Source organism: Aquimarina addita (assembly GCF_039539305.1).
Lineage (GTDB): Bacteria > Bacteroidota > Bacteroidia > Flavobacteriales > Flavobacteriaceae > Aquimarina > Aquimarina addita.
The window spans coordinates 1-16,679 of sequence record NZ_BAABCW010000034.1; the positions used below are offsets into that span (position 1 = coordinate 1).

General features: G+C 30.9%; 27 protein-coding genes and 2 pseudogenes. 6 read left to right on the forward strand and 23 right to left on the reverse strand.

All coding sequences use genetic code 11. The features are described 5' to 3' along the window. The 3 genes from ABD816_RS21460 to ABD816_RS21470 form a co-directional block, all read right to left on the reverse strand. A partial coding sequence (locus tag ABD816_RS21460) for a hypothetical protein (RefSeq protein WP_344930912.1) occupies positions 1 to 358 on the reverse strand: 358 nt, incomplete at its 3' end. A gap of 63 nt (positions 359 to 421) precedes the next feature. Further along, complete coding sequence (locus tag ABD816_RS21465; protein ID WP_344930914.1) at positions 422 to 871, reverse strand: lipocalin family protein; 450 nt, start codon at positions 869 to 871, stop codon at positions 422 to 424. A gap of 267 nt (positions 872 to 1,138) precedes the next feature. Then, entirely contained in the window at positions 1,139 to 1,324 is a 186-nt protein-coding gene (locus tag ABD816_RS21470; protein WP_344930915.1) for a SymE family type I addiction module toxin, read from the reverse strand. 118 nt (positions 1,325 to 1,442) lie between these two features. Between ABD816_RS21470 and ABD816_RS21475 the strand changes: the two genes are divergently transcribed. Together ABD816_RS21475 and ABD816_RS21480 are read left to right on the forward strand one after the other, a co-directional pair. Continuing rightward, positions 1,443 to 1,808, forward strand: coding sequence for a helix-turn-helix domain-containing protein (locus ABD816_RS21475; protein WP_344930916.1), 366 nt, complete (start codon positions 1,443 to 1,445; stop codon positions 1,806 to 1,808). Continuing rightward, on the forward strand, positions 1,805 to 2,359 hold the full coding sequence (locus ABD816_RS21480) for a metallophosphoesterase (protein ID WP_344930918.1): 555 nt from the start codon (positions 1,805 to 1,807) through the stop codon (positions 2,357 to 2,359). Before ABD816_RS21475 ends, ABD816_RS21480 begins: the two co-directional genes overlap by 4 nt. Here the strand turns inward: ABD816_RS21480 and ABD816_RS21485 are convergent. The 5 genes from ABD816_RS21485 to ABD816_RS21505 all read right to left on the reverse strand — a co-directional run bounded on the left by ABD816_RS21485 (position 2,334) and on the right by ABD816_RS21505 (position 5,525). Next, complete coding sequence (locus tag ABD816_RS21485) at positions 2,334 to 2,699, reverse strand: hypothetical protein (protein ID WP_344930919.1); 366 nt, start codon at positions 2,697 to 2,699, stop codon at positions 2,334 to 2,336. The two genes, ABD816_RS21480 and ABD816_RS21485, sit on opposite strands and share 26 nt — an antisense overlap. A gap of 338 nt (positions 2,700 to 3,037) precedes the next feature. Then, positions 3,038 to 3,622: a hypothetical protein gene (locus tag ABD816_RS21490; protein ID WP_344930921.1), complete on the reverse strand. Its 585-nt coding sequence runs from the start codon at positions 3,620 to 3,622 to the stop codon at positions 3,038 to 3,040. A gap of 387 nt (positions 3,623 to 4,009) precedes the next feature. Then, a complete protein-coding gene (locus ABD816_RS21495) occupies positions 4,010 to 4,483 on the reverse strand; it encodes a hypothetical protein (protein ID WP_344930923.1) in 474 nt (157 codons plus the stop codon). A 4-nt stretch (positions 4,484 to 4,487) separates the two neighbouring features. Further along, positions 4,488 to 4,820: a hypothetical protein gene (locus tag ABD816_RS21500; RefSeq protein WP_344930925.1), complete on the reverse strand. Its 333-nt coding sequence runs from the start codon at positions 4,818 to 4,820 to the stop codon at positions 4,488 to 4,490. 51 nt (positions 4,821 to 4,871) lie between these two features. Beyond that, positions 4,872 to 5,525 carry a hypothetical protein gene (locus tag ABD816_RS21505; RefSeq protein WP_344930926.1) on the reverse strand — a complete coding sequence of 218 codons (654 nt, stop codon included), beginning with the start codon at positions 5,523 to 5,525 and terminating at the stop codon, positions 4,872 to 4,874. A gap of 123 nt (positions 5,526 to 5,648) precedes the next feature. On the opposite strand from ABD816_RS21505, the pseudogene ABD816_RS21510 reads away from it, so the two are divergent. Then, positions 5,649 to 5,936: pseudogene (locus tag ABD816_RS21510) on the forward strand (helix-turn-helix domain-containing protein); the annotation flags it as partial. Between the two features lie 608 nt (positions 5,937 to 6,544). Here the strand turns inward: ABD816_RS21510 and ABD816_RS21515 are convergent. Continuing rightward, positions 6,545 to 6,841 carry a hypothetical protein gene (locus ABD816_RS21515; protein ID WP_344930927.1) on the reverse strand — a complete coding sequence of 99 codons (297 nt, stop codon included), beginning with the start codon at positions 6,839 to 6,841 and terminating at the stop codon, positions 6,545 to 6,547. Positions 6,842 to 6,930: 89 nt separating this feature from the next. Then, complete coding sequence (locus tag ABD816_RS21520) at positions 6,931 to 7,182, reverse strand: hypothetical protein (protein ID WP_344930929.1); 252 nt, start codon at positions 7,180 to 7,182, stop codon at positions 6,931 to 6,933. A gap of 211 nt (positions 7,183 to 7,393) precedes the next feature. Here ABD816_RS21520 and ABD816_RS22345 point away from each other — a divergent pair. Further along, positions 7,394 to 7,519 (forward strand): annotated as a pseudogene (locus ABD816_RS22345) (helix-turn-helix domain-containing protein); the annotation flags it as partial. Between the two features lie 27 nt (positions 7,520 to 7,546). Then, on the forward strand, positions 7,547 to 7,699 hold the full coding sequence (locus tag ABD816_RS21525) for a hypothetical protein (protein ID WP_344930931.1): 153 nt from the start codon (positions 7,547 to 7,549) through the stop codon (positions 7,697 to 7,699). On the opposite strand, the gene ABD816_RS21530 is transcribed toward ABD816_RS21525, so the two are convergent. Beyond that, positions 7,696 to 7,902, reverse strand: coding sequence for a hypothetical protein (locus ABD816_RS21530; protein ID WP_344930933.1), 207 nt, complete (start codon positions 7,900 to 7,902; stop codon positions 7,696 to 7,698). The genes ABD816_RS21525 and ABD816_RS21530 overlap by 4 nt on opposite strands. Positions 7,903 to 7,908: 6 nt before the next feature. Continuing rightward, the gene (locus ABD816_RS21535; protein WP_344930951.1) at positions 7,909 to 8,412 is read right to left on the reverse strand and encodes an HNH endonuclease signature motif containing protein; all 504 of its coding nucleotides are present in this window, start codon (positions 8,410 to 8,412) and stop codon (positions 7,909 to 7,911) included. Between the two features lie 384 nt (positions 8,413 to 8,796). On the opposite strand from ABD816_RS21535, the gene ABD816_RS21540 reads away from it, so the two are divergent. After that, on the forward strand, positions 8,797 to 9,090 hold the full coding sequence (locus ABD816_RS21540; protein WP_344930953.1) for a helix-turn-helix domain-containing protein: 294 nt from the start codon (positions 8,797 to 8,799) through the stop codon (positions 9,088 to 9,090). Positions 9,091 to 9,133: 43 nt separating this feature from the next. On the opposite strand, the gene ABD816_RS21545 is transcribed toward ABD816_RS21540, so the two are convergent. From ABD816_RS21545 to ABD816_RS21595, 11 genes are all read right to left on the reverse strand, one after another. Then, complete coding sequence (locus ABD816_RS21545) at positions 9,134 to 9,727, reverse strand: hypothetical protein (protein WP_344930934.1); 594 nt, start codon at positions 9,725 to 9,727, stop codon at positions 9,134 to 9,136. Next, positions 9,727 to 10,653: a hypothetical protein gene (locus tag ABD816_RS21550; RefSeq protein ID WP_344930935.1), complete on the reverse strand. Its 927-nt coding sequence runs from the start codon at positions 10,651 to 10,653 to the stop codon at positions 9,727 to 9,729. The genes ABD816_RS21545 and ABD816_RS21550 overlap by 1 nt, the downstream gene beginning before the upstream one ends. Positions 10,654 to 10,789: 136 nt before the next feature. Further along, a complete protein-coding gene (locus tag ABD816_RS21555; protein WP_344930936.1) occupies positions 10,790 to 11,137 on the reverse strand; it encodes a hypothetical protein in 348 nt (115 codons plus the stop codon). A gap of 2 nt (positions 11,138 to 11,139) precedes the next feature. Further along, complete coding sequence (locus ABD816_RS21560; protein WP_344930937.1) at positions 11,140 to 11,358, reverse strand: hypothetical protein; 219 nt, start codon at positions 11,356 to 11,358, stop codon at positions 11,140 to 11,142. Between the two features lie 306 nt (positions 11,359 to 11,664). Beyond that, positions 11,665 to 11,997, reverse strand: coding sequence for a hypothetical protein (locus tag ABD816_RS21565; RefSeq protein ID WP_344930938.1), 333 nt, complete (start codon positions 11,995 to 11,997; stop codon positions 11,665 to 11,667). 147 nt (positions 11,998 to 12,144) lie between these two features. After that, entirely contained in the window at positions 12,145 to 13,107 is a 963-nt protein-coding gene (locus ABD816_RS21570; RefSeq protein WP_344930940.1) for an EndoU domain-containing protein, read from the reverse strand. 66 nt (positions 13,108 to 13,173) lie between these two features. Further along, positions 13,174 to 13,431: a hypothetical protein gene (locus tag ABD816_RS21575; protein ID WP_344930942.1), complete on the reverse strand. Its 258-nt coding sequence runs from the start codon at positions 13,429 to 13,431 to the stop codon at positions 13,174 to 13,176. Between the two features lie 922 nt (positions 13,432 to 14,353). Beyond that, positions 14,354 to 14,620, reverse strand: a complete 267-nt coding sequence (locus ABD816_RS21580; protein ID WP_344930944.1) for a hypothetical protein — start codon at positions 14,618 to 14,620, stop codon at positions 14,354 to 14,356. Next, the gene (locus tag ABD816_RS21585; RefSeq protein ID WP_344930945.1) at positions 14,617 to 15,039 is read right to left on the reverse strand and encodes a deaminase domain-containing protein; all 423 of its coding nucleotides are present in this window, start codon (positions 15,037 to 15,039) and stop codon (positions 14,617 to 14,619) included. Before ABD816_RS21585 ends, ABD816_RS21580 begins: the two co-directional genes overlap by 4 nt. A gap of 135 nt (positions 15,040 to 15,174) precedes the next feature. After that, positions 15,175 to 15,705 carry a hypothetical protein gene (locus ABD816_RS21590; RefSeq protein WP_344930947.1) on the reverse strand — a complete coding sequence of 177 codons (531 nt, stop codon included), beginning with the start codon at positions 15,703 to 15,705 and terminating at the stop codon, positions 15,175 to 15,177. 29 nt (positions 15,706 to 15,734) lie between these two features. Next, complete coding sequence (locus ABD816_RS21595; RefSeq protein WP_344930949.1) at positions 15,735 to 16,340, reverse strand: hypothetical protein; 606 nt, start codon at positions 16,338 to 16,340, stop codon at positions 15,735 to 15,737. Positions 16,341 to 16,679: the final 339 nt, after the last annotated feature.

Consider the following 16,679-nt stretch of genomic DNA (forward strand, 5'->3'; position numbering starts at 1 on the left):
AAGCCTGCAGGTCCAGATTGGTGAGTCGTGTAGGGATGCCACCATCCAGAAATATAGGATTTGCGCCTATCACTACATCACTACTCTGTACGGATACTCCCGAATTATTCTCCAGATAAAACTTAAGACGTACCTGTCGGTTCGCTTCTGTAATATCTGTGAGCAATAAATTAAGAACCCGTTTATCTGTAACAGCGGTATTGTATTCTGATAATTTTAGACTATAAGATGGTACTACCTGTGGGGTCACATTAACAGGAAATACCTGTGAATGAACATAAAGTGTACTTACTAAAAAGAATAGAAGCATTCTTCCTGTGAAGATATCTTTAATAATGTTAGGGTACTGTTGTTTCATATAGTGCTATATCATAAAGGCAGGCTATTAGTAAACAACAGCCTGCCGATTCTTTTCTAATTATTATTGTTTTTCATAGATATATCCATAAATTTGTACAGATCCATCTTGTTGTTCTACTTCTTCACTATATACCAAATCCATTCTCCCTAATAAAACGGTAATCGTGTCGTCAAAATCATTATACGTTAACGTATAACTTCCACTATTATTCACATCCGCATTCTGCACATAAGTACCTAAAGAGGTTTCATCTATTTCGCATGCTCCTGAGCTATCATTCGCACTATAAAATGTATTGGTAAAAGTACCATCCTCCCTAAATACGAAAGTTTCTAATAGATCGCAGGCTTCTAGTGTGCTTGTTTGATCTTCGTTTTCAATCCTAAATTCGACGAGTTTCCATTCACCTCCTACTAATGTATCTGCTCCTGATTCTTCATCGTCATCTCCACAACTAAAAGATAATAGAGATACAAATACTACTAAGCAGGTTAAAAAAAGTTTTTTCATTGTTTTTGAGTTTTAAAAATTAAAATTGATTTTGAATTATTTGTTATTTGGTTTATGTTCATCATTATGGTGCAACTTTCTGCACCTTGATATCGACTAATATATAAGAATTTTGTCCATCGATCACAAATGCTTTGATTTTAATTGCTCCTTTTTTCCCCGCTAGCGGGGGGTCTTATCCTCATGGAACGGACACAGGCATTGTCGGTTTTTATTAATCTTGTGATATTGTAATGCGCTACTACTGCCTCTATAGACAACTGTTGCTTAATCTCGGCTATCTCCATCGCTCACTGGTTCTATGATTAATAACTGTTCTCTAGTAGTAACAAGTACTTGTGTACCAATGTAAAATCCTAATTGTTTGAACCAATTACCCGATAATCTCAATTCGGGAACAGCTTTATAATTTGAAAAGCGATGTTTACCGCTAATGCGTAAGTGACGATTCATTTTTGTGGACATAATTAAAAATAAATTCACTTTATCGCAACTATAATATTGATTATTTCGCAATAAATTGACATAAGTACACTTTTTCGCTATTTTTGAGGAAGTAAAGCCACTATTTATGAATCTGGGAGAGATTATTAAGAAAATCAGAGAGCAAAAAGGATTGTTACAGAAGCAAGTTGCCACTGAATTAGGTATTGGATATACTAATTACAATAAAATGGAAAATGGTAATCGTGAACCTTCCGTAAAAGAATTACAGCTGTTGGCTAAACTATTTTCTATGACTACCGATCAGATTTTAAATTTTGAAGGACAGACACCCCTAGAAGTTACTATTGAAGATAAAAAGGATTTTGAAAAAATAAATCTTAATAATCAACTCGAAGAGGAGGATAAACAAACAGTCTTTAAAATTATAGATACTATGCTAACCAAGAAAAAGTTTAAAGACTTCTTTGATAAAAACGTAGCTACATTGTGATTTGGTTTACTGCGGACACTCATTTTGGTCATAAAAATATTTTAGACTACATAAATAGACCATTTTCATCTCTTGATGAGATGGATGAAGTACTTATAAAAAATTGGAACGATAAAGTAAAACCTAGTGATGAAGTATATCATTTAGGTGATGTAGCATTATGCTCACCCAATAAACTCAAAAAAATATTAGAGAGACTTAATGGTAAAATTTATCTAATAAAAGGGAATCACGAAAAATCTACAGAAGCTTGCAAAAATAGGTTTGAGTGGATTAAAGATTATTATGAACTAATAATGCTAGATCCTGATGGATTTAAAGGACAGCAATTAGTTGTATTATTTCACTATGCGATGAGAGTATGGAAAGCTTCGCATCATTGTACATATCATATTTACGGGCATTCTCATGGAGAGCTGCCAGACGATCCTAATTCCCTTTCTTTTGATGTTGGCGTAGATCGCCATAACTACGCTCCTATAAATTATCAAGACATCAAAAAGATAATGAAAAATAAAAATTGGATTAAACCTCTTTTGAGGGAAGAGTAGATCTATTATCAAAGTAAATTAAGTCTTTTGAAATTTGATTACCATCATCATCTTCCTTAAAATAAACCAAATCGAATTCTCCTTCTAACTCTATTAATTTTTGCTTTAAAGAATTCAATATAGCCAGTAAATTTTCTTCATTTTTAGTACTAATATCTATTTTATATTCTTTTTCATCAAAAGTATTAATATAAAATTCTAATTCTTCATTTTCTAATTCGATATCATATCCAAATAATCTAGGGCGCCCTTTAATATTTGGAAACAAAATCTTTATCTTTTCATGTAATTCACTGCTAATCACATTCTCAAGACTACCTAAACACCTATAATAGCTCATTTTATAATTTTAAAAATGGTTTTAAATCAAAGCCACTTCCAAATGGTTGTACTGCTATATTTTCAATATTTAAGTTTGAAAATTTATTAGCTAAATCATTTTTCTGTACTCTAAAATTAGGTATAATATTCTTTTTCCCCCTTTGCATTAATTATTTGCCTCTGAATAGTAAAAGCAAAATTATCTAAATTAGATTTCGTATACTGACTACTATTTTGGGTTATATCACTAGCTAAATTTTTCAATTCTGAAGATGTCATATTAGAAATATCAACATTCATTCCATCTTTAGTAATTGCTCCATTATATTTAGCTTTAATAAAATTATCAAAATCAGATTAACTTACCATAGCTACTAAATCTACATCACTAGCATCTGGAGATCTTAAAGAAGAACCCTGAATCCTAACATCTGAATTTGATATACCTATTGAATTAAGTCTATTTTTAAGATCTGACTTAAATCTATTAAACTCAACAATATCTGCAAACTTGTATGGATACCCTCGTTTTTGTACCACATTTACCCAGTTATCCATTTGTTTCATTAATCCATCTGCATCAATCAGTTTTGCATCTCTACAGCTTATAAATAGTAAATCATCAATAACATCATCAGAAAGACCTAAAGCTTTCCCTTTTTGGATAATAGCACTTATTTGCTCATTTGTATGCTTTAAAACAAAACCTGACGCACTGTTTACTCGACTACTTAACTTTGATTTAAAGGCTGATAATAAATCACCCCCAGCATTACTGATGTCTTTTACGCTACCACAACTATTTTCAGTTAAAATAAAAACCTCATTGGCAACTAGATTTTGTGTGCTAAAAATCGTTAGTACCAGTACAATGAGTATGTTGTAAAACTGCTTCACAAGGATAAAGATAGGTAAAAATTCTACTGCTAAAGCCAGCCGCATCACCAAACCTATCTTTACATAGTTGTATTATAGTAACTCCTCCTATCGTCGGGTACTATAATACAACTATGTAAAATAGGCCCGCACCAACAACAACTATTTAAAAATCTGACTTTTAACAGGCTATTTTTACGGAATATATTATATTACTATCGAGGTATAATCGTATCTTAGACGTGATCTGGTAGGCTTTGGGGGCATACTGACTTTCTTCAGTTGTAGAAATGGATAAAGTAACCGCTAAACGTATTTTAGAGGTATCTAAATTTAACGAAGAAGATAAAAACCATATCTTCTCCGTTATCGATGCCTTTATAGCTAAAAGAAAAATTCAGTCGATTTTGTGACTTTCGGATAATAGTAAGCCTAAAAAATAGTGGTTTAGATTTAATCTGTTAAATCTTCTTCATGTACCTGCCAATTATAGTCAGTTTTAAATACTATTTTTTCCCTTAATTCTCGATGGTTTTCGTAAAAAACTTCTCGGTATTCTTCTAACTTTTTATCCTCATTTAATACAATACTTGATAATTGTTTTTTATTATCATTAAAATTGAAAATCGTAGTGCTTTTTAAAATTTGGTTATCAAAAGACTCTAAAATTACAGTATTTTTGAAGTGTTTTACCGTAAACATAAGTTTATCCTGATGATTTAACTTATGGTATTCTTTAATTGAATCCATAGAAATTACATCATGATAATAGATACCGTTTTCGTCATTCATATCATAACGTTTTGAAATATTGACGGATAGCGATTCTTCAAAATAAGTTTTAAAATAGGTATATGGATTATCGCTTAAATTAATTTCATCCTCCTTATCCAGAAAGAAAAACCATTTGTGATATAAGTATGTCATAGTATTATTTCAGTTTTAAAAAAGGACCAACATCCAAATTACCAGAATCTCCAATAATTGATATTTGTAGTTTGTCAACTCTAAATTTCTCTGTGAAGTTTTGATTAAATGCCTTTTCTATTTCATCATACGCTTCAATACCAAAAGCTTTTGAGCTTTGCGAATTAGTCGAAAACATATCTAGACCACCTATTTTACCATTTTTACCAATTCTATTTTGAATTCTAATGTTAGTGGAAGCACTTTTAAATCTTTTAACTAAGTTATTAAAGGTAGATACATCTACTTTAATAGCAATATCTAAGTCCCCTGTTTTAGATATATCAGAAACTCTCAAAGAACTACCTTGAACAAAAATAGAAGAATCTGGAAGATTCCATTTTTTTGTTCAAGACTTAATAACACTACTGAATTTCTCATACTCAATAAGACTTTTAAATAAATTAGGATAGCCTCTATCTTTGACTGCTTTCCAAAAATTACTCTGAGAAATTAATTCTTCTTTACTAAATGCTTTAGAATCTCTACAACCATTTAAAATAATATCTTCTATTTCATTATCTGGTAAATCAAGTCTTTTACCATTTTCTATTATTTCTTTTAATTCATCATCTGCATAACGCATCGTCATTCTAGTTTCTCTAGAAATCCTATCTATTAATCTAGTTTTAAAAGTATTTACAAAACTACCCCCAGCGTTATTGATCTTCGCAACAGCAGTTTTATACTTCCCTTGAGTGTCTTTCATAATATCAAACACCCGATCAGAGATCGTACGCCCATCATCCATCTGTACAATCATACCATCTGGAGTCACTAACTGACCTACTGGTTGCAAATTATCATCAATACTTTCTAAGAACACGCGCTCTAAGATAATCAATTTTTCTTTGGTCATTCGAGCTATTTCCTGCCCGTTTACAATAATAGCAGAAACTGTATCATCAATACGTTTAATGGTTACCTTAAGCAGTTCTCCTGTAACTTTTAACCCCTTAATGAAATTAGCATATGCCTTGGGTAAGTTTTTAATAGATGTCAAAGTTTTAGAGGTAATTTTACCTGTCGTTAAGAAAGCCTTAGCTTCTCCTACGCCAAAGAAAAAGATACCACCTCAAAGATTAATTTACCTTGATTGTATCTTGCCTGAGGGCTAAGAAAAGAAAAAGGAATATCACAAACTGATCTTGCCAAACAGCTTGGTATTCATAAAAATGTGTCGGGCAGGTACGAGCGGAACGAGGTAAAACCGACCATAGAAATTGCCCGTAATATCGCCGATATTTTAGATGCTTCTTTGAATTACTTGACGGGTAAAACTGATGTGGAAATGGATAAAGTAACCGCTAAACGTATTCTGGAAGTGTCTAAATTTAACGAAGATGATAAAAATCATATGTTCTCCGTGATTGATGCATTTATAGCTCAAAGAAAAATTCAATCGATTTTATAAGCAATAATCAAGTTATAATATTACTAATTTTAAGAAGATGATTCAATCTTGTTGAGGAATATATTTAGCATAAGTACCTGTAACGGTCTGAAAAACTGCTTTACCTTCATCCATCGTTTCTAAAGCCTTTTCAAATTTTGACAAATTTATAGATTTGTTTCCTGCCATATTAGGATATAAATCTTCTGAAGTTGTGGAAACAAAATTTTCATATGTTATGTCATCTCCTACTCACAATCTTTTAATTTTATCTAATTCTGCTTTCCCATTTCTTCCATAACTCCCTTGATGACTTTCGAAATTTCCATTAACTTTAAAACTTGATTCAAGATTTTTAGCAACACTTTTTAAACATACTTTTTTTAGAAAGTTTTGAGTTAAATTTCCTGACGGAAATTGTAAAAAAGAAAGTTGTTTTTGCTTAGTAGATTCTTCTTGAAAACAACGTAAAGCTAACTACTCTTTTTCTGCTGATACTTCTTTAAAATCTTGTTCTGAAAATGATTCTATTTCCTCAATTTCCGTAAGAATTACTTTTACCTCTACTTGATTAAATAAACCACAAGTAGAGATAAAAGAAATGATAGTATATGCTTTAAAAAACTCATCTAATATTCGATTACGGGGGAATCAACACCTCCCATTGAGTTAATCAACATTAAATTGAGCCATTTGTAAGCTTCTTCATCTGTATTTTCATCCAATGGGAGATTTGACGTATTATGTATCAAGTAGAGTGGTCTCCCTTTTTCCAATTCTCTATTTACTATGATCAAAACCACTTTTTCCCAATTTTCGTAATTGTTGTTAATCAATGACTCTCTTAAGTTCTTAATAGCTTCTTTATAAAAACTATCTTTAAAAAACTCACCTAGAACGCTTTTCAATTTATTTTCTACTTCCATATTATTCATATAAAGGGTAAGCACTATCCAAAATATATCCATCAGGATTTGTAGGATCTTTTTTAATGCTATTCTTACTTTACTAGATTCTACTTTTTTACTACTGGATTTCTTCTAGTTCCTGTATTTGTAAAACCTTCGCCAATCTTACTTCCATAGTCAAAGTCTAATTCAAGATAATCATCACTAGTACTAAAGTGATTAACTATAGTAGACTTATGTTGCTGAAATGCTTTACTTACTACATCTTGATGTATGGCATAAGAATCAAACTTTAATGCAGATCTCGACTGGGGCATAGATGAATGAGTACCTAAAACTCTTTGCTTCATTTCTTTCATACTAAGGTCTGATCCGTGTCTCGCTTTAGAATGTCCTCCAAATAGCTCTTCAACTTCAATATTTACTCTATCTACACGTCTATTCTGAACATATTTTAAGACTCAGGATCGCGTTTTAATATTGCATCGGCTCCTAAGCCGTCCAGTTTCTTCCACGCACCCACCAATCCCTCACTTAACTCATCAATGAATTTAGTGAAATTAGCGGAATCTGCAATATCATCTAGCAGTTTTACAACATCATGTACCACAAGGGCAATATAGCCGTATAGAAAATGGTAAAGTAGAACCTTCTGTATCTACACTAGAAAAATTAGCTGCGGTATTTGAAGTATCTATCTCAGAGTTTTTTAACACCGATGTGATGGAAGATGATGAAAATTTACCGCTTTTAGAAAAATTAAAGCTAATTGACCAACTCGATAAGGATGAAAAAAATGCGCTCCTAAAGATGATTGATATTACCATCTCTAAAAAACCCATGAAAGATAATTTCTCAAATATTTTAGATAATTAAAGCTGAATAGGTTTATAACTTAATGCTTTTTCTACTATCTCTTCCACCGTTAGATGATCATACTCTACTTGGGTTAAATAATCCCCAGCTTTAGGGTCAGGAACACTATTCTGAAAAAGAAGCATGTTATCTATTACTTCTTGTTCGTTTCCTTCCGCATTAATAATCGTTTCAGCTAATTCTACTAACTCTTCTTTTGTCATGACTATTTATCTTTTATAATGATATGCAGGATCTAGTATTTCTTTATGGTATCGAGGTGAAACAATGACCAAATTATCAATATCATAAACACCACCTCCATCATGTATCGGTGTTTTGTGATGCAACTCATATTTAATACGACCACCTACTTGCTGTGTTTGTAAAGCAAATGGAGAATTCCCTTTAAGCATTTCAGATTTACTTGCTCTACCAAACTGATTAAATAATTCAGGATCATCTGCTATAGTTTTCCAAAATTCAGTTCTAAATTCATTAAAATCTTTAAACTTCCTGCCTTTCAATTTGTCAGCGATTCTTTTAGGGAATAACCCAATATTAGCGTCTGTACCTCGCATCCATTTACCCTCAATAACAATACCATTTCCTTTTGATGTTCCTGGTAAACCTCTAGCTTTAGATCGTATCTCTGCTATTTTACCACTGAACCATTCTTCTTTGTTTGCTGCTGACCTAAAGCTTTCAGCAAGTTCATAAGCATTACTATCGATGTTTTTCTTATAAAATCAATGGTCTCAAGTGCGTCTATATTCTTTGCTAGATCATCACCACTAAGCACCTTCCACGCATTGACCAATCCCTCACTTAACTCGTCAATGAATTTAGTGAAATTAGCGGAATCTGCAATATCATCTAGCAGTTTTACAACATCATCTCCCGCCTTTTTGATAATATCAGCTTTGGCTATGAGTTTTGCAACTTTATCTGCCCCCAGTTTTTCTGCTAATTGTTTAGCTTTATTGATATCTGGTATGTTAAATTCTTTTGTAAGATTTTCTACAAGTTGTACCAGATTGTCAAGATTTTCTACTAATACTTTATAATTGCCTTGAGTATCCTTAATGACTTTTAGATTTTGATTTCTTAGGTCATCTATAGCGCTTTCACAACAGCGATTGGCTAAGCTGATGGAGACTTCTTATACTGTAATAGGTAAATACGAACGGGACGAAATGAAGCCAAGTATTGATATGGCCATGAACTTGGCTAAACAGATTGATACTACAGTGGGTTATCTGCTTGGGGAGACAAAGGAAGTGTTAAAAGACCCTGAGATGCTCAAAAGGCTTAATGATATTATTGCTTTACCTGATTCCGACAAATCGCATATCCTGTACACCATTGACAACTTACTTGCCTCTGTTAAAACTAGGTTGGCTTATAAATAAAAAGCCCCACATAAGCGAGGCCATATATTATTCACTTAAATGGTTAGCTTGATAATATAAACGGTGCTACTTTACCGTAATCGCTATCTACAAGCCCTTTAATATTTTCAATATTCCGTTTATAAAACAGACTAAAACCTATCTGGTGTACCATGTAATCATGAAAATATTCTTCCTCTGCTGGATCAATTTTTTTAATAAAACTAAGTCGAGATATTTGTTTAAGAACACCTTTTAGTTTCTTTGAGTTAGCAACACCGCAGTCTACCTGTAGGGTCTCATTTAAATAACCTATAGGCATCCAAGCATCTGTATAAGTATCTATGCTAATTAAACTTAATTTTGGTTCGTACAAAAAACTAATCGCTTCATCAAACATTTTATTATCAGATTCTGTTTGAATTGCAGTTGTTCCCGATAAAGATAGATTCATCCCTTCTTCAAAACACTCAATGAATAGCTCTGAAGTTCTATCAATTGAATGAAAAGGTTGATTGGTAATATTAATAGCAATGGTATTTATCTTCAAAATACCTGAAGCATCTAATATGGTGAGTAATTGTGTAAAGTTCTTTTTGCTTACCTCCTTGCCTAATTCAAAAGACCAACCTGCAAAAATATCGTCAAAAAACTCCATTAGTACATTTTCAAAATTGAACCATTAGAATCCGTAATTATCAACTTAAAACCAGATATGTTATCCTTTGCCCATTGCAGTCTTTGAGTAAAATATTGACCACTCTCCACATCTACAATTGATCCGTTTCTTATCTCAACTTGAAGGATTTTTTCATTGGCATCTGCATTTAATAGTTGCTTTCTTAAACCATCTGATTTTAATCGATTATGTACTGATGAAGCATTATCTGTAGTCTTAAATTGACAAGCCTTATCATAAAGCTTTGAACCTCCAGTTGATTTCTCAGCATAATCAATATCAAACTTTGGATCAGTTGTAGATTTATGGCCCAACACTTTTCTGCTATTTGGAACTGAAGATGAATTATCTAAGTGACGAAAAGTTTGAGCAACCTCGTTAGCTGTATTACTATTTATAGCGTCATCTGGCACTTTCTTTATACCTTGAATTAAATCCTTATACCCAGGTATCGATTCAAATTCTCCGCTTTTAATCTTATCTAAAACAATCTTTACATTATCGCCAATTTGGTCAATTCCTTCATTTATATTCTTAATCAATTTATCTGCTTCAATAGGATTGGAGTGAAGCTTTAAATCTTCTGATTTCTTAGTTGCTTCTAAATGTAAAGGATTTCGTTTTATCGCCTCATCCAAGCCAAGATCATCTAGCTTCTTCCAACTATCCACCAACTCCGGAATGCCATGAAAAACTTCTTCATTTCCCCCACAACTTCCTCGATGATTTTCTAAATCTCCGCCAACTTGAAAACTTAATTCAAGATTTTTAGAAGTATTTATTGAGTATAGCTCTACCAAAAAGTTTTTAGATAATCTTTCTGATGAAAAATGTAAAGCTGAGGATTGATTCTGGTTAGTAGATTCTTCTTGAAAATAAAATAAACTTAACAATTCTTTTTCCACTGATTCTTCTGCTCTAAAATATTGTTCTAAGTAAAATTTAATATTTATATTTCTATATTATGAGTTTTTGCTTCCAGGTTTTGTGGAAAGATCCCCAGAAGTGTAAAAATCATAAATATTATATGTTTAAGAACTTTCATTTTACCCCTTTTTTCAAAAAAACCTCCCAGTCATCGATAATTGTTAATAGATAATCAAGTTCAAACGAACTAGAAGACCTTTCATTAAATATAATTCTTGAATTTTTATTATCATCAAAAACTAATAATGAACTAATGTCATCATGAATCCCATTAGCAATTAAATCTTCATAATTTTCACTTAATTTGTCTTCATTAATTACAATTAAAATAGATTTTTTAAGATCTTTTATTAGTCTTAAATTATACCAGCTAGAAATAAAGTTAGAGATTAAATCTTCCGGACTGTACTCACTGAACATTGTGGGATCACCTTCGTGTGTTCTATAAAAACTATACCTCATATTTATGGAATAAATGTAATATCCGCCCCGTAAGCTTGCGGTACTTCCGTTACATCTTTCCGATACATCTCTAATCGTTCGATAGAAATTAACATATCAGGAAAAGTTTCTAAAAATAATTCATCTTTTATATTGTAGTCGTTAATTGCTCGACCAGAAAGAAAAACTATTCCATTATTATTAGAATGAACCATAGCAACTAATATAGCCTTTTTTTCCATATTATTTTAATTATTAATTACTAACTATCCTCATGAACTCAGTAACTTCTTTTGGAGTCAACCTTCTCGTGTTTTCAATATAGTAAGCGACATCTTCAACCGTCTTTAAAATCATTGATAAAATGCTTACTACCAAAAAATTTAAAGATTTCTTTGATAAAAACGTAGCTACGCTTTAAAAAAACTATTTAGAATCATTATAAATTTAGTGTTTTTTCAATAAAATTACTTTGTTACTTATAGTACACATTTGTGCCTTATAAATATCAAAATATGCTTATCAAAAAAAGTATGAAAGATTTAAAATTAAGATGGTGGGTTAACCGACTTTAACCAATCATTCATCATATTAAATAGAGAGATTGAATCAACCTCTATCTCACTTTCAAAATAATCATAATTAATTATAGATTTTTCTTTTTGAAAATCAATGATTGTAGAATCAAATCCAAATTCGTATTCTTCAATCTTAGAAGATAATACTAATTCCATATTCAAAATGATTTCTTCTAAATATGTAATACCTGAACCTCCTGCTTGTTCAGATAGGATTAGATTTAATTCACAAAGCATAAAATGCTCCCCAGACATAGATATATCAAAAGAATATCTTTTTCCTATTTCAGATAAATTAGACATTGTTTAAAATTAATTCATTAAAGGAAAATAAGAGTTAATTGTTCCTAATGTTTCATTATAGTAAAACCCTATTTTGATTTTCCCATCACTTGAAAAACCATAATATCCTTTGTTTACATCAGTCGGATCGATGTACCCTTTATTATTTTAAATTGCAAACTCTACTTCGGATGCAATTTTAGATTTACTCCATTCATTAGGAAAAAATGTTGAAACCCCTCCATTTCCACTTTTAGTAACTATTACATTTCCTTTTAGATCCTTAATTACAACTTTTCCTGTATAGACACCTTCCAATCCATCATCTATTTTTTGAATATCTACTACATAATCTGTTGTTTTAGTTCTTGACACTATCGTTTTGCCTTGTTTTGTTACAATATAAACATCAGCTTTTGCTAAATCAGAATGCACCCCAGTTAAACGAAAAGTAGTTCCATTCTTAGTTACCATTTCAGTAGAAGTAATATGTGGCAATTTTTTATTTATTGCTTTAGGGATATCAATTAGTATTTCTTTAAACACTTCACCCCCTGCGTTATTGATCTTCCCAACTGCAGTTTTATACTTGCCTTGAGTGTCTTTCATAATATCAAACACGCGGTCAGAAATATCTTTGAGAGTATTTCCATCCTGTATTTGCATCTGAACAAACATACCATCTGGAGTCACTAATTGACCTACTGGTTGCAAATTATCATCAATACTTTCTAAGAACGCGCGCTCTAAGATAATCAATTTTTCTTTGGTCATCCGAGCTATTTCCTGACCGTTTACCATGATAGCAGAAACCGTATCATCAATACGTTTAATGGTTACCTTAAGCAGTTCTCCTGTAACTTTTAACCCTTCGATAAATTTGGCATATGCCTTGGGTAGATTTTTAATAGATGTTAAGGTTTTAGAAGTAATCTTACCTGTCGTTAAGAAAGCTTTGGCTTCTCCTACTCCAAAAAAGAAGGATACTACTTCAAAGATTAATTTACCTTGATTGTATCTCGCCTGCAGAGTGAGGGCGATTGTTTCATCCAAGTAGGTAGAAAATGCTTTGCCTATTTCATCACCTACTGTAAAGAGTAAAATATCTTGATCATCTAATTTTTTAATCATCAGAACAAGATCAATGGTTTGTTTACGTATTTCAACAGGTTTTCATAGCCAAAAGAAAAATTTAATCTATTTTATAAGCCTTGTTGTGTTTTTTTTTAATAACACATCCTTAGGCTTCAATTCTATTCCTTCAGGAACTTTTAATGTAATATCCGCCCCGTAAGCTTGCGGTACTTCCATTACATCTTTCCGATACATCTCTAATCGTTCGATAGAAATTAACATATCAGGAAAAGTTTCTAAAAATAATTCATCTTTTATATTGTAGTCGTTAATTGCTCGACCAGAAAGAAAAACTATTCCATTATTATTAGAATGAACCATAGCAACTAATATAGCCTTTTTTTCCCATGTTATTTTAATTATTAATTACTAACTATCCTCATGAACTCAGTAACTTCTTTTGGAGTCAACCTCTCGTGTTTTCAATATAGTAAGCGACATCTTCAACCGTCTTTAAAATCATTGATAAAATGCTTACCACCAAAAAATTTAAAGACTTCTTTAATAAAAATGTAGCTACCATGTGAGTACAATTACTTTAATGCTTATTATTTTCTTTACTCTTTATGAGGGAATCGGATCAAAAATTAAGCACAAAAAAGTTAATCGAATAGGAAAATGGCTAGACACTAAATCTCAGATGTTTATTGAAAATTTTGCTCTTAAAACCAACAAAGAACTTTTCCCAATCATTCAAAAAAACAATAAAAAACTGCTCATAAGTTTTTTTGCTATTTCTTTTTTAATGATGCTATTCAAATTTGAATTTACATTTTATTGGGCGGTTACTTTTTGTATTTGCTTATTTATTCAATTGCCGCTAACTTCCCCTTAAAGAGTTAAAAAAACAGGTTTTAAAACATGCTAAGATATTTCTAATAATAAATAGTATTGCTATTCTTGGGTATATCGTTTTTAGCTATGTAGGTTACGAAGATCAACAATTTTGTCAAATCAAAAATGAGTTTTCAAAACTTGCAGATATGTACCAATATAATGCCGATCTGCTTGGAGTAAATACATCTACCTACACTATAATTTTTATAGTATTTTTAATTATTTATGCCGTTTTCTTTATACTGACATACATCTGCTCTAGAGTAGCATTATGGATTAGCTTATTTCCACTAAAGCATTATGCCATATTATGCTGTAATCTAAATAAAGAACAACCTTTAAAACCTTTCTACTTACTCTCTAAAAGTATAATACTCGTAATATTACACATTATATCTCTGTAAAATCAAGTGCTCTCTTTTGGTGGTAATGGGTATTGGTCGATAGGTAGCATTAGTTCACTTTCAGATGTTAACCGTTCTTGGATTTCTCCTAACTCATAACCAAATTTGAACACTAAATTTATAGGTGTGTCATTAAAATCTATTGTTACAAATGGAGTACCCTCTTTTGTTTCTAAGAATATTTTTACTTTGGTGTTATAAGTTTGATTGAATTTATATGTGTACTGTTTTGCTGCTAAATTTGCATACATTACTTCTGTCACTTTCATCTTAATCCATCTATTAAAATTACATCTAAATTAGGAAACATATCACTAAAATCTTGTATTACTCCTTGACAAGAAATACAATAAGGAAGTTCTGAAGATATAATAATTTCTCCTGTAACATTTGGATAAACACCTCCCTTGACTGCTCCTTTACTTTTGGCTATTTCAGATAACATTACATATTCTGTATCCCATTCACGACTCCAAGCTCCATCAACATCAATATTGCCTTGTCCATCTACTTTATAGGCATCAAAAATAGGTTCTCCTGTATACTTTTTTCCACTTAATTTCACCTCTCCATTATATACATTATCATCTATTTTTCCTTTAATTGAAGCTGCGTTTCTTTTGTTAAATTCATTTTTGAACGCTGTTAGATCATCACCAGAAAGAATTTTACTTTGCTCATATATCACTCCTTCTCGATATTCTTTAAATGATTTCTTAGCTAAACTATATTCCTGAGAAGATGCTCTAAATATATTTTTGCCTTCTACAAGTCTAGTAATATATCACCCCTAGCGTTGTTGATGTCCTTTACGTTACTGTAACTATTTTCCTAGAGCATCTATTTTATCTAAATTTTCATCTGAAAAATCCAATATAAAGGGTATATTGGATAGATAATCTTGATTTATTTTAAAACCTTTTAAATCACAAACATTATAAACACTTCCTTCCTTATTAATATATCCTCCTCTTTCAAAGATTCTTATTAATGGTTCGTAAACCTCTAAATACTCTTCATTTAAATTACTTAATGATTTTAGTCTATTTTTAAAAATCTCCCAAATTAGAAAGCTATGAAATAAAAAATATCCTCCGTTTCCTAATTTTTTGTAATATTTACTATCAATAAAATTAGTTATATTTTCAAGGAAATTATCGTCATCATTGATTTCTGAAAGATAAAAATTTAATTCAAAATCACTTTTAATTTTTGATAATTTGTAAACATATGATAATCTCCTTAAAAATTCTTTAAATAGTAGGATATTTGAATTACTTCCTAGAGTTTCTTTAGTTGATCTTATCTTATTTAATCTACTTATATTTTTGTCAATAATATCTATATTTTTCATACATCTTACTTAAGTAGTTTTAAATATGTCTAAACTATTTCTTCTAAATTGGATAAGGAAGAATTAGGAGATGGTATTGTAGACTCAAAAAATGATTCTGCATATCTTCCATTCAATGTTGGTGCTAAATCGTGTGGTTTTCTTACGTTCAATTCTTTTAAACTTCTAAAAGAAAAACCTTCTTCCATTAATCTAAGTTCTACATATTCATGAGAAATTAAATTATTGAAATATTCTTTAGACTCTGCCTTTGATAAATTCATTGCTATACCTTCTTCTTTCCATGAAACATCTTTTATAAATCCATTTTCGGCTTCTTTCCAAAAAGCTATATCATCAGCATTTTTTTCAAACCTTCCTACCTGAAAGCCATTTTCAGTTTTTATTAGATGTTCATCAATAAAAAAATGCTTTTTAACCTTTGCAATTACATTTTTTGAGATACCAAGTTTACTAGATATTTTGTTTACATCTGTAACACTTTTTGCTATGTTGATAGCATCATCAATTACATATTTATAGCCACCATAAGAAAATGATTCAGTTTTAGTTCCTTTAAAAAGTTTAATTATCCCATCATAATCTTTAGTTTTGAATAATGGCCTTGCTTCAATATATTTTAGCCAAATACCCACATTTTCTCTCAATAATTTTTGTCCTTGACTAGTATGATTAGACCATATTCTTACACTTTCGGGATATTTACCTAATCTTTCAATAATATCATCTGATACATTTGCAAAATCATCAAGAAACTTAGTTTTAGCTATATCTCCTAAATTTTCAAGTTTTTTTGCTAAATCAGGAAAATCATCTAGACGTTTTGCAAGACCCCCCGCATTATTGTTGTCTTACATTAAAGAACTTTGATTTTTATAAGTAATCCATAATTCATCGTAATTAGTAAAATTAGTTAACTCTTCATTTTCGAATTTAAAATCTAAAAAATCCAAAAAATCATCTTCCAAACTTGG

Excerpts from the sequence above, each read along its gene's own strand:
- ABD816_RS21465 (WP_344930914.1), bottom strand. The coding sequence starts at position 871 with ATGAAAAAACTTTTTTTAACCTGCTTAGTAGTATTTGTATCTCTATTA.
- ABD816_RS21470 (WP_344930915.1), bottom strand. The coding sequence starts at position 1,324 with ATGAATCGTCACTTACGCATTAGCGGTAAACATCGCTTTTCAAATTAT.
- ABD816_RS21475 (WP_344930916.1), top strand. The coding sequence starts at position 1,443 with ATGAATCTGGGAGAGATTATTAAGAAAATCAGAGAGCAAAAAGGATTG.
- ABD816_RS21485 (WP_344930919.1), bottom strand. The coding sequence starts at position 2,699 with ATGAGCTATTATAGGTGTTTAGGTAGTCTTGAGAATGTGATTAGCAGT.
- ABD816_RS21490 (WP_344930921.1), bottom strand. The coding sequence starts at position 3,622 with ATGCGGCTGGCTTTAGCAGTAGAATTTTTACCTATCTTTATCCTTGTG.
- ABD816_RS21495 (WP_344930923.1), bottom strand. The coding sequence starts at position 4,483 with ATGACATACTTATATCACAAATGGTTTTTCTTTCTGGATAAGGAGGAT.
- ABD816_RS21515 (WP_344930927.1), bottom strand. The coding sequence starts at position 6,841 with ATGGAAGTAGAAAATAAATTGAAAAGCGTTCTAGGTGAGTTTTTTAAA.
- ABD816_RS21520 (WP_344930929.1), bottom strand. The coding sequence starts at position 7,182 with ATGAAAGAAATGAAGCAAAGAGTTTTAGGTACTCATTCATCTATGCCC.
- ABD816_RS21525 (WP_344930931.1), top strand. The coding sequence starts at position 7,547 with ATGGAAGATGATGAAAATTTACCGCTTTTAGAAAAATTAAAGCTAATT.
- ABD816_RS21530 (WP_344930933.1), bottom strand. The coding sequence starts at position 7,902 with ATGACAAAAGAAGAGTTAGTAGAATTAGCTGAAACGATTATTAATGCG.
- ABD816_RS21545 (WP_344930934.1), bottom strand. The coding sequence starts at position 9,727 with ATGGAGTTTTTTGACGATATTTTTGCAGGTTGGTCTTTTGAATTAGGC.
- ABD816_RS21555 (WP_344930936.1), bottom strand. The coding sequence starts at position 11,137 with ATGAGGTATAGTTTTTATAGAACACACGAAGGTGATCCCACAATGTTC.
- ABD816_RS21560 (WP_344930937.1), bottom strand. The coding sequence starts at position 11,358 with ATGGAAAAAAAGGCTATATTAGTTGCTATGGTTCATTCTAATAATAAT.
- ABD816_RS21565 (WP_344930938.1), bottom strand. The coding sequence starts at position 11,997 with ATGTCTAATTTATCTGAAATAGGAAAAAGATATTCTTTTGATATATCT.
- ABD816_RS21570 (WP_344930940.1), bottom strand. The coding sequence starts at position 13,107 with ATGATTAAAAAATTAGATGATCAAGATATTTTACTCTTTACAGTAGGT.
- ABD816_RS21575 (WP_344930942.1), bottom strand. The coding sequence starts at position 13,431 with ATGGTTCATTCTAATAATAATGGAATAGTTTTTCTTTCTGGTCGAGCA.
- ABD816_RS21580 (WP_344930944.1), bottom strand. The coding sequence starts at position 14,620 with ATGAAAGTGACAGAAGTAATGTATGCAAATTTAGCAGCAAAACAGTAC.
- ABD816_RS21590 (WP_344930947.1), bottom strand. The coding sequence starts at position 15,705 with ATGAAAAATATAGATATTATTGACAAAAATATAAGTAGATTAAATAAG.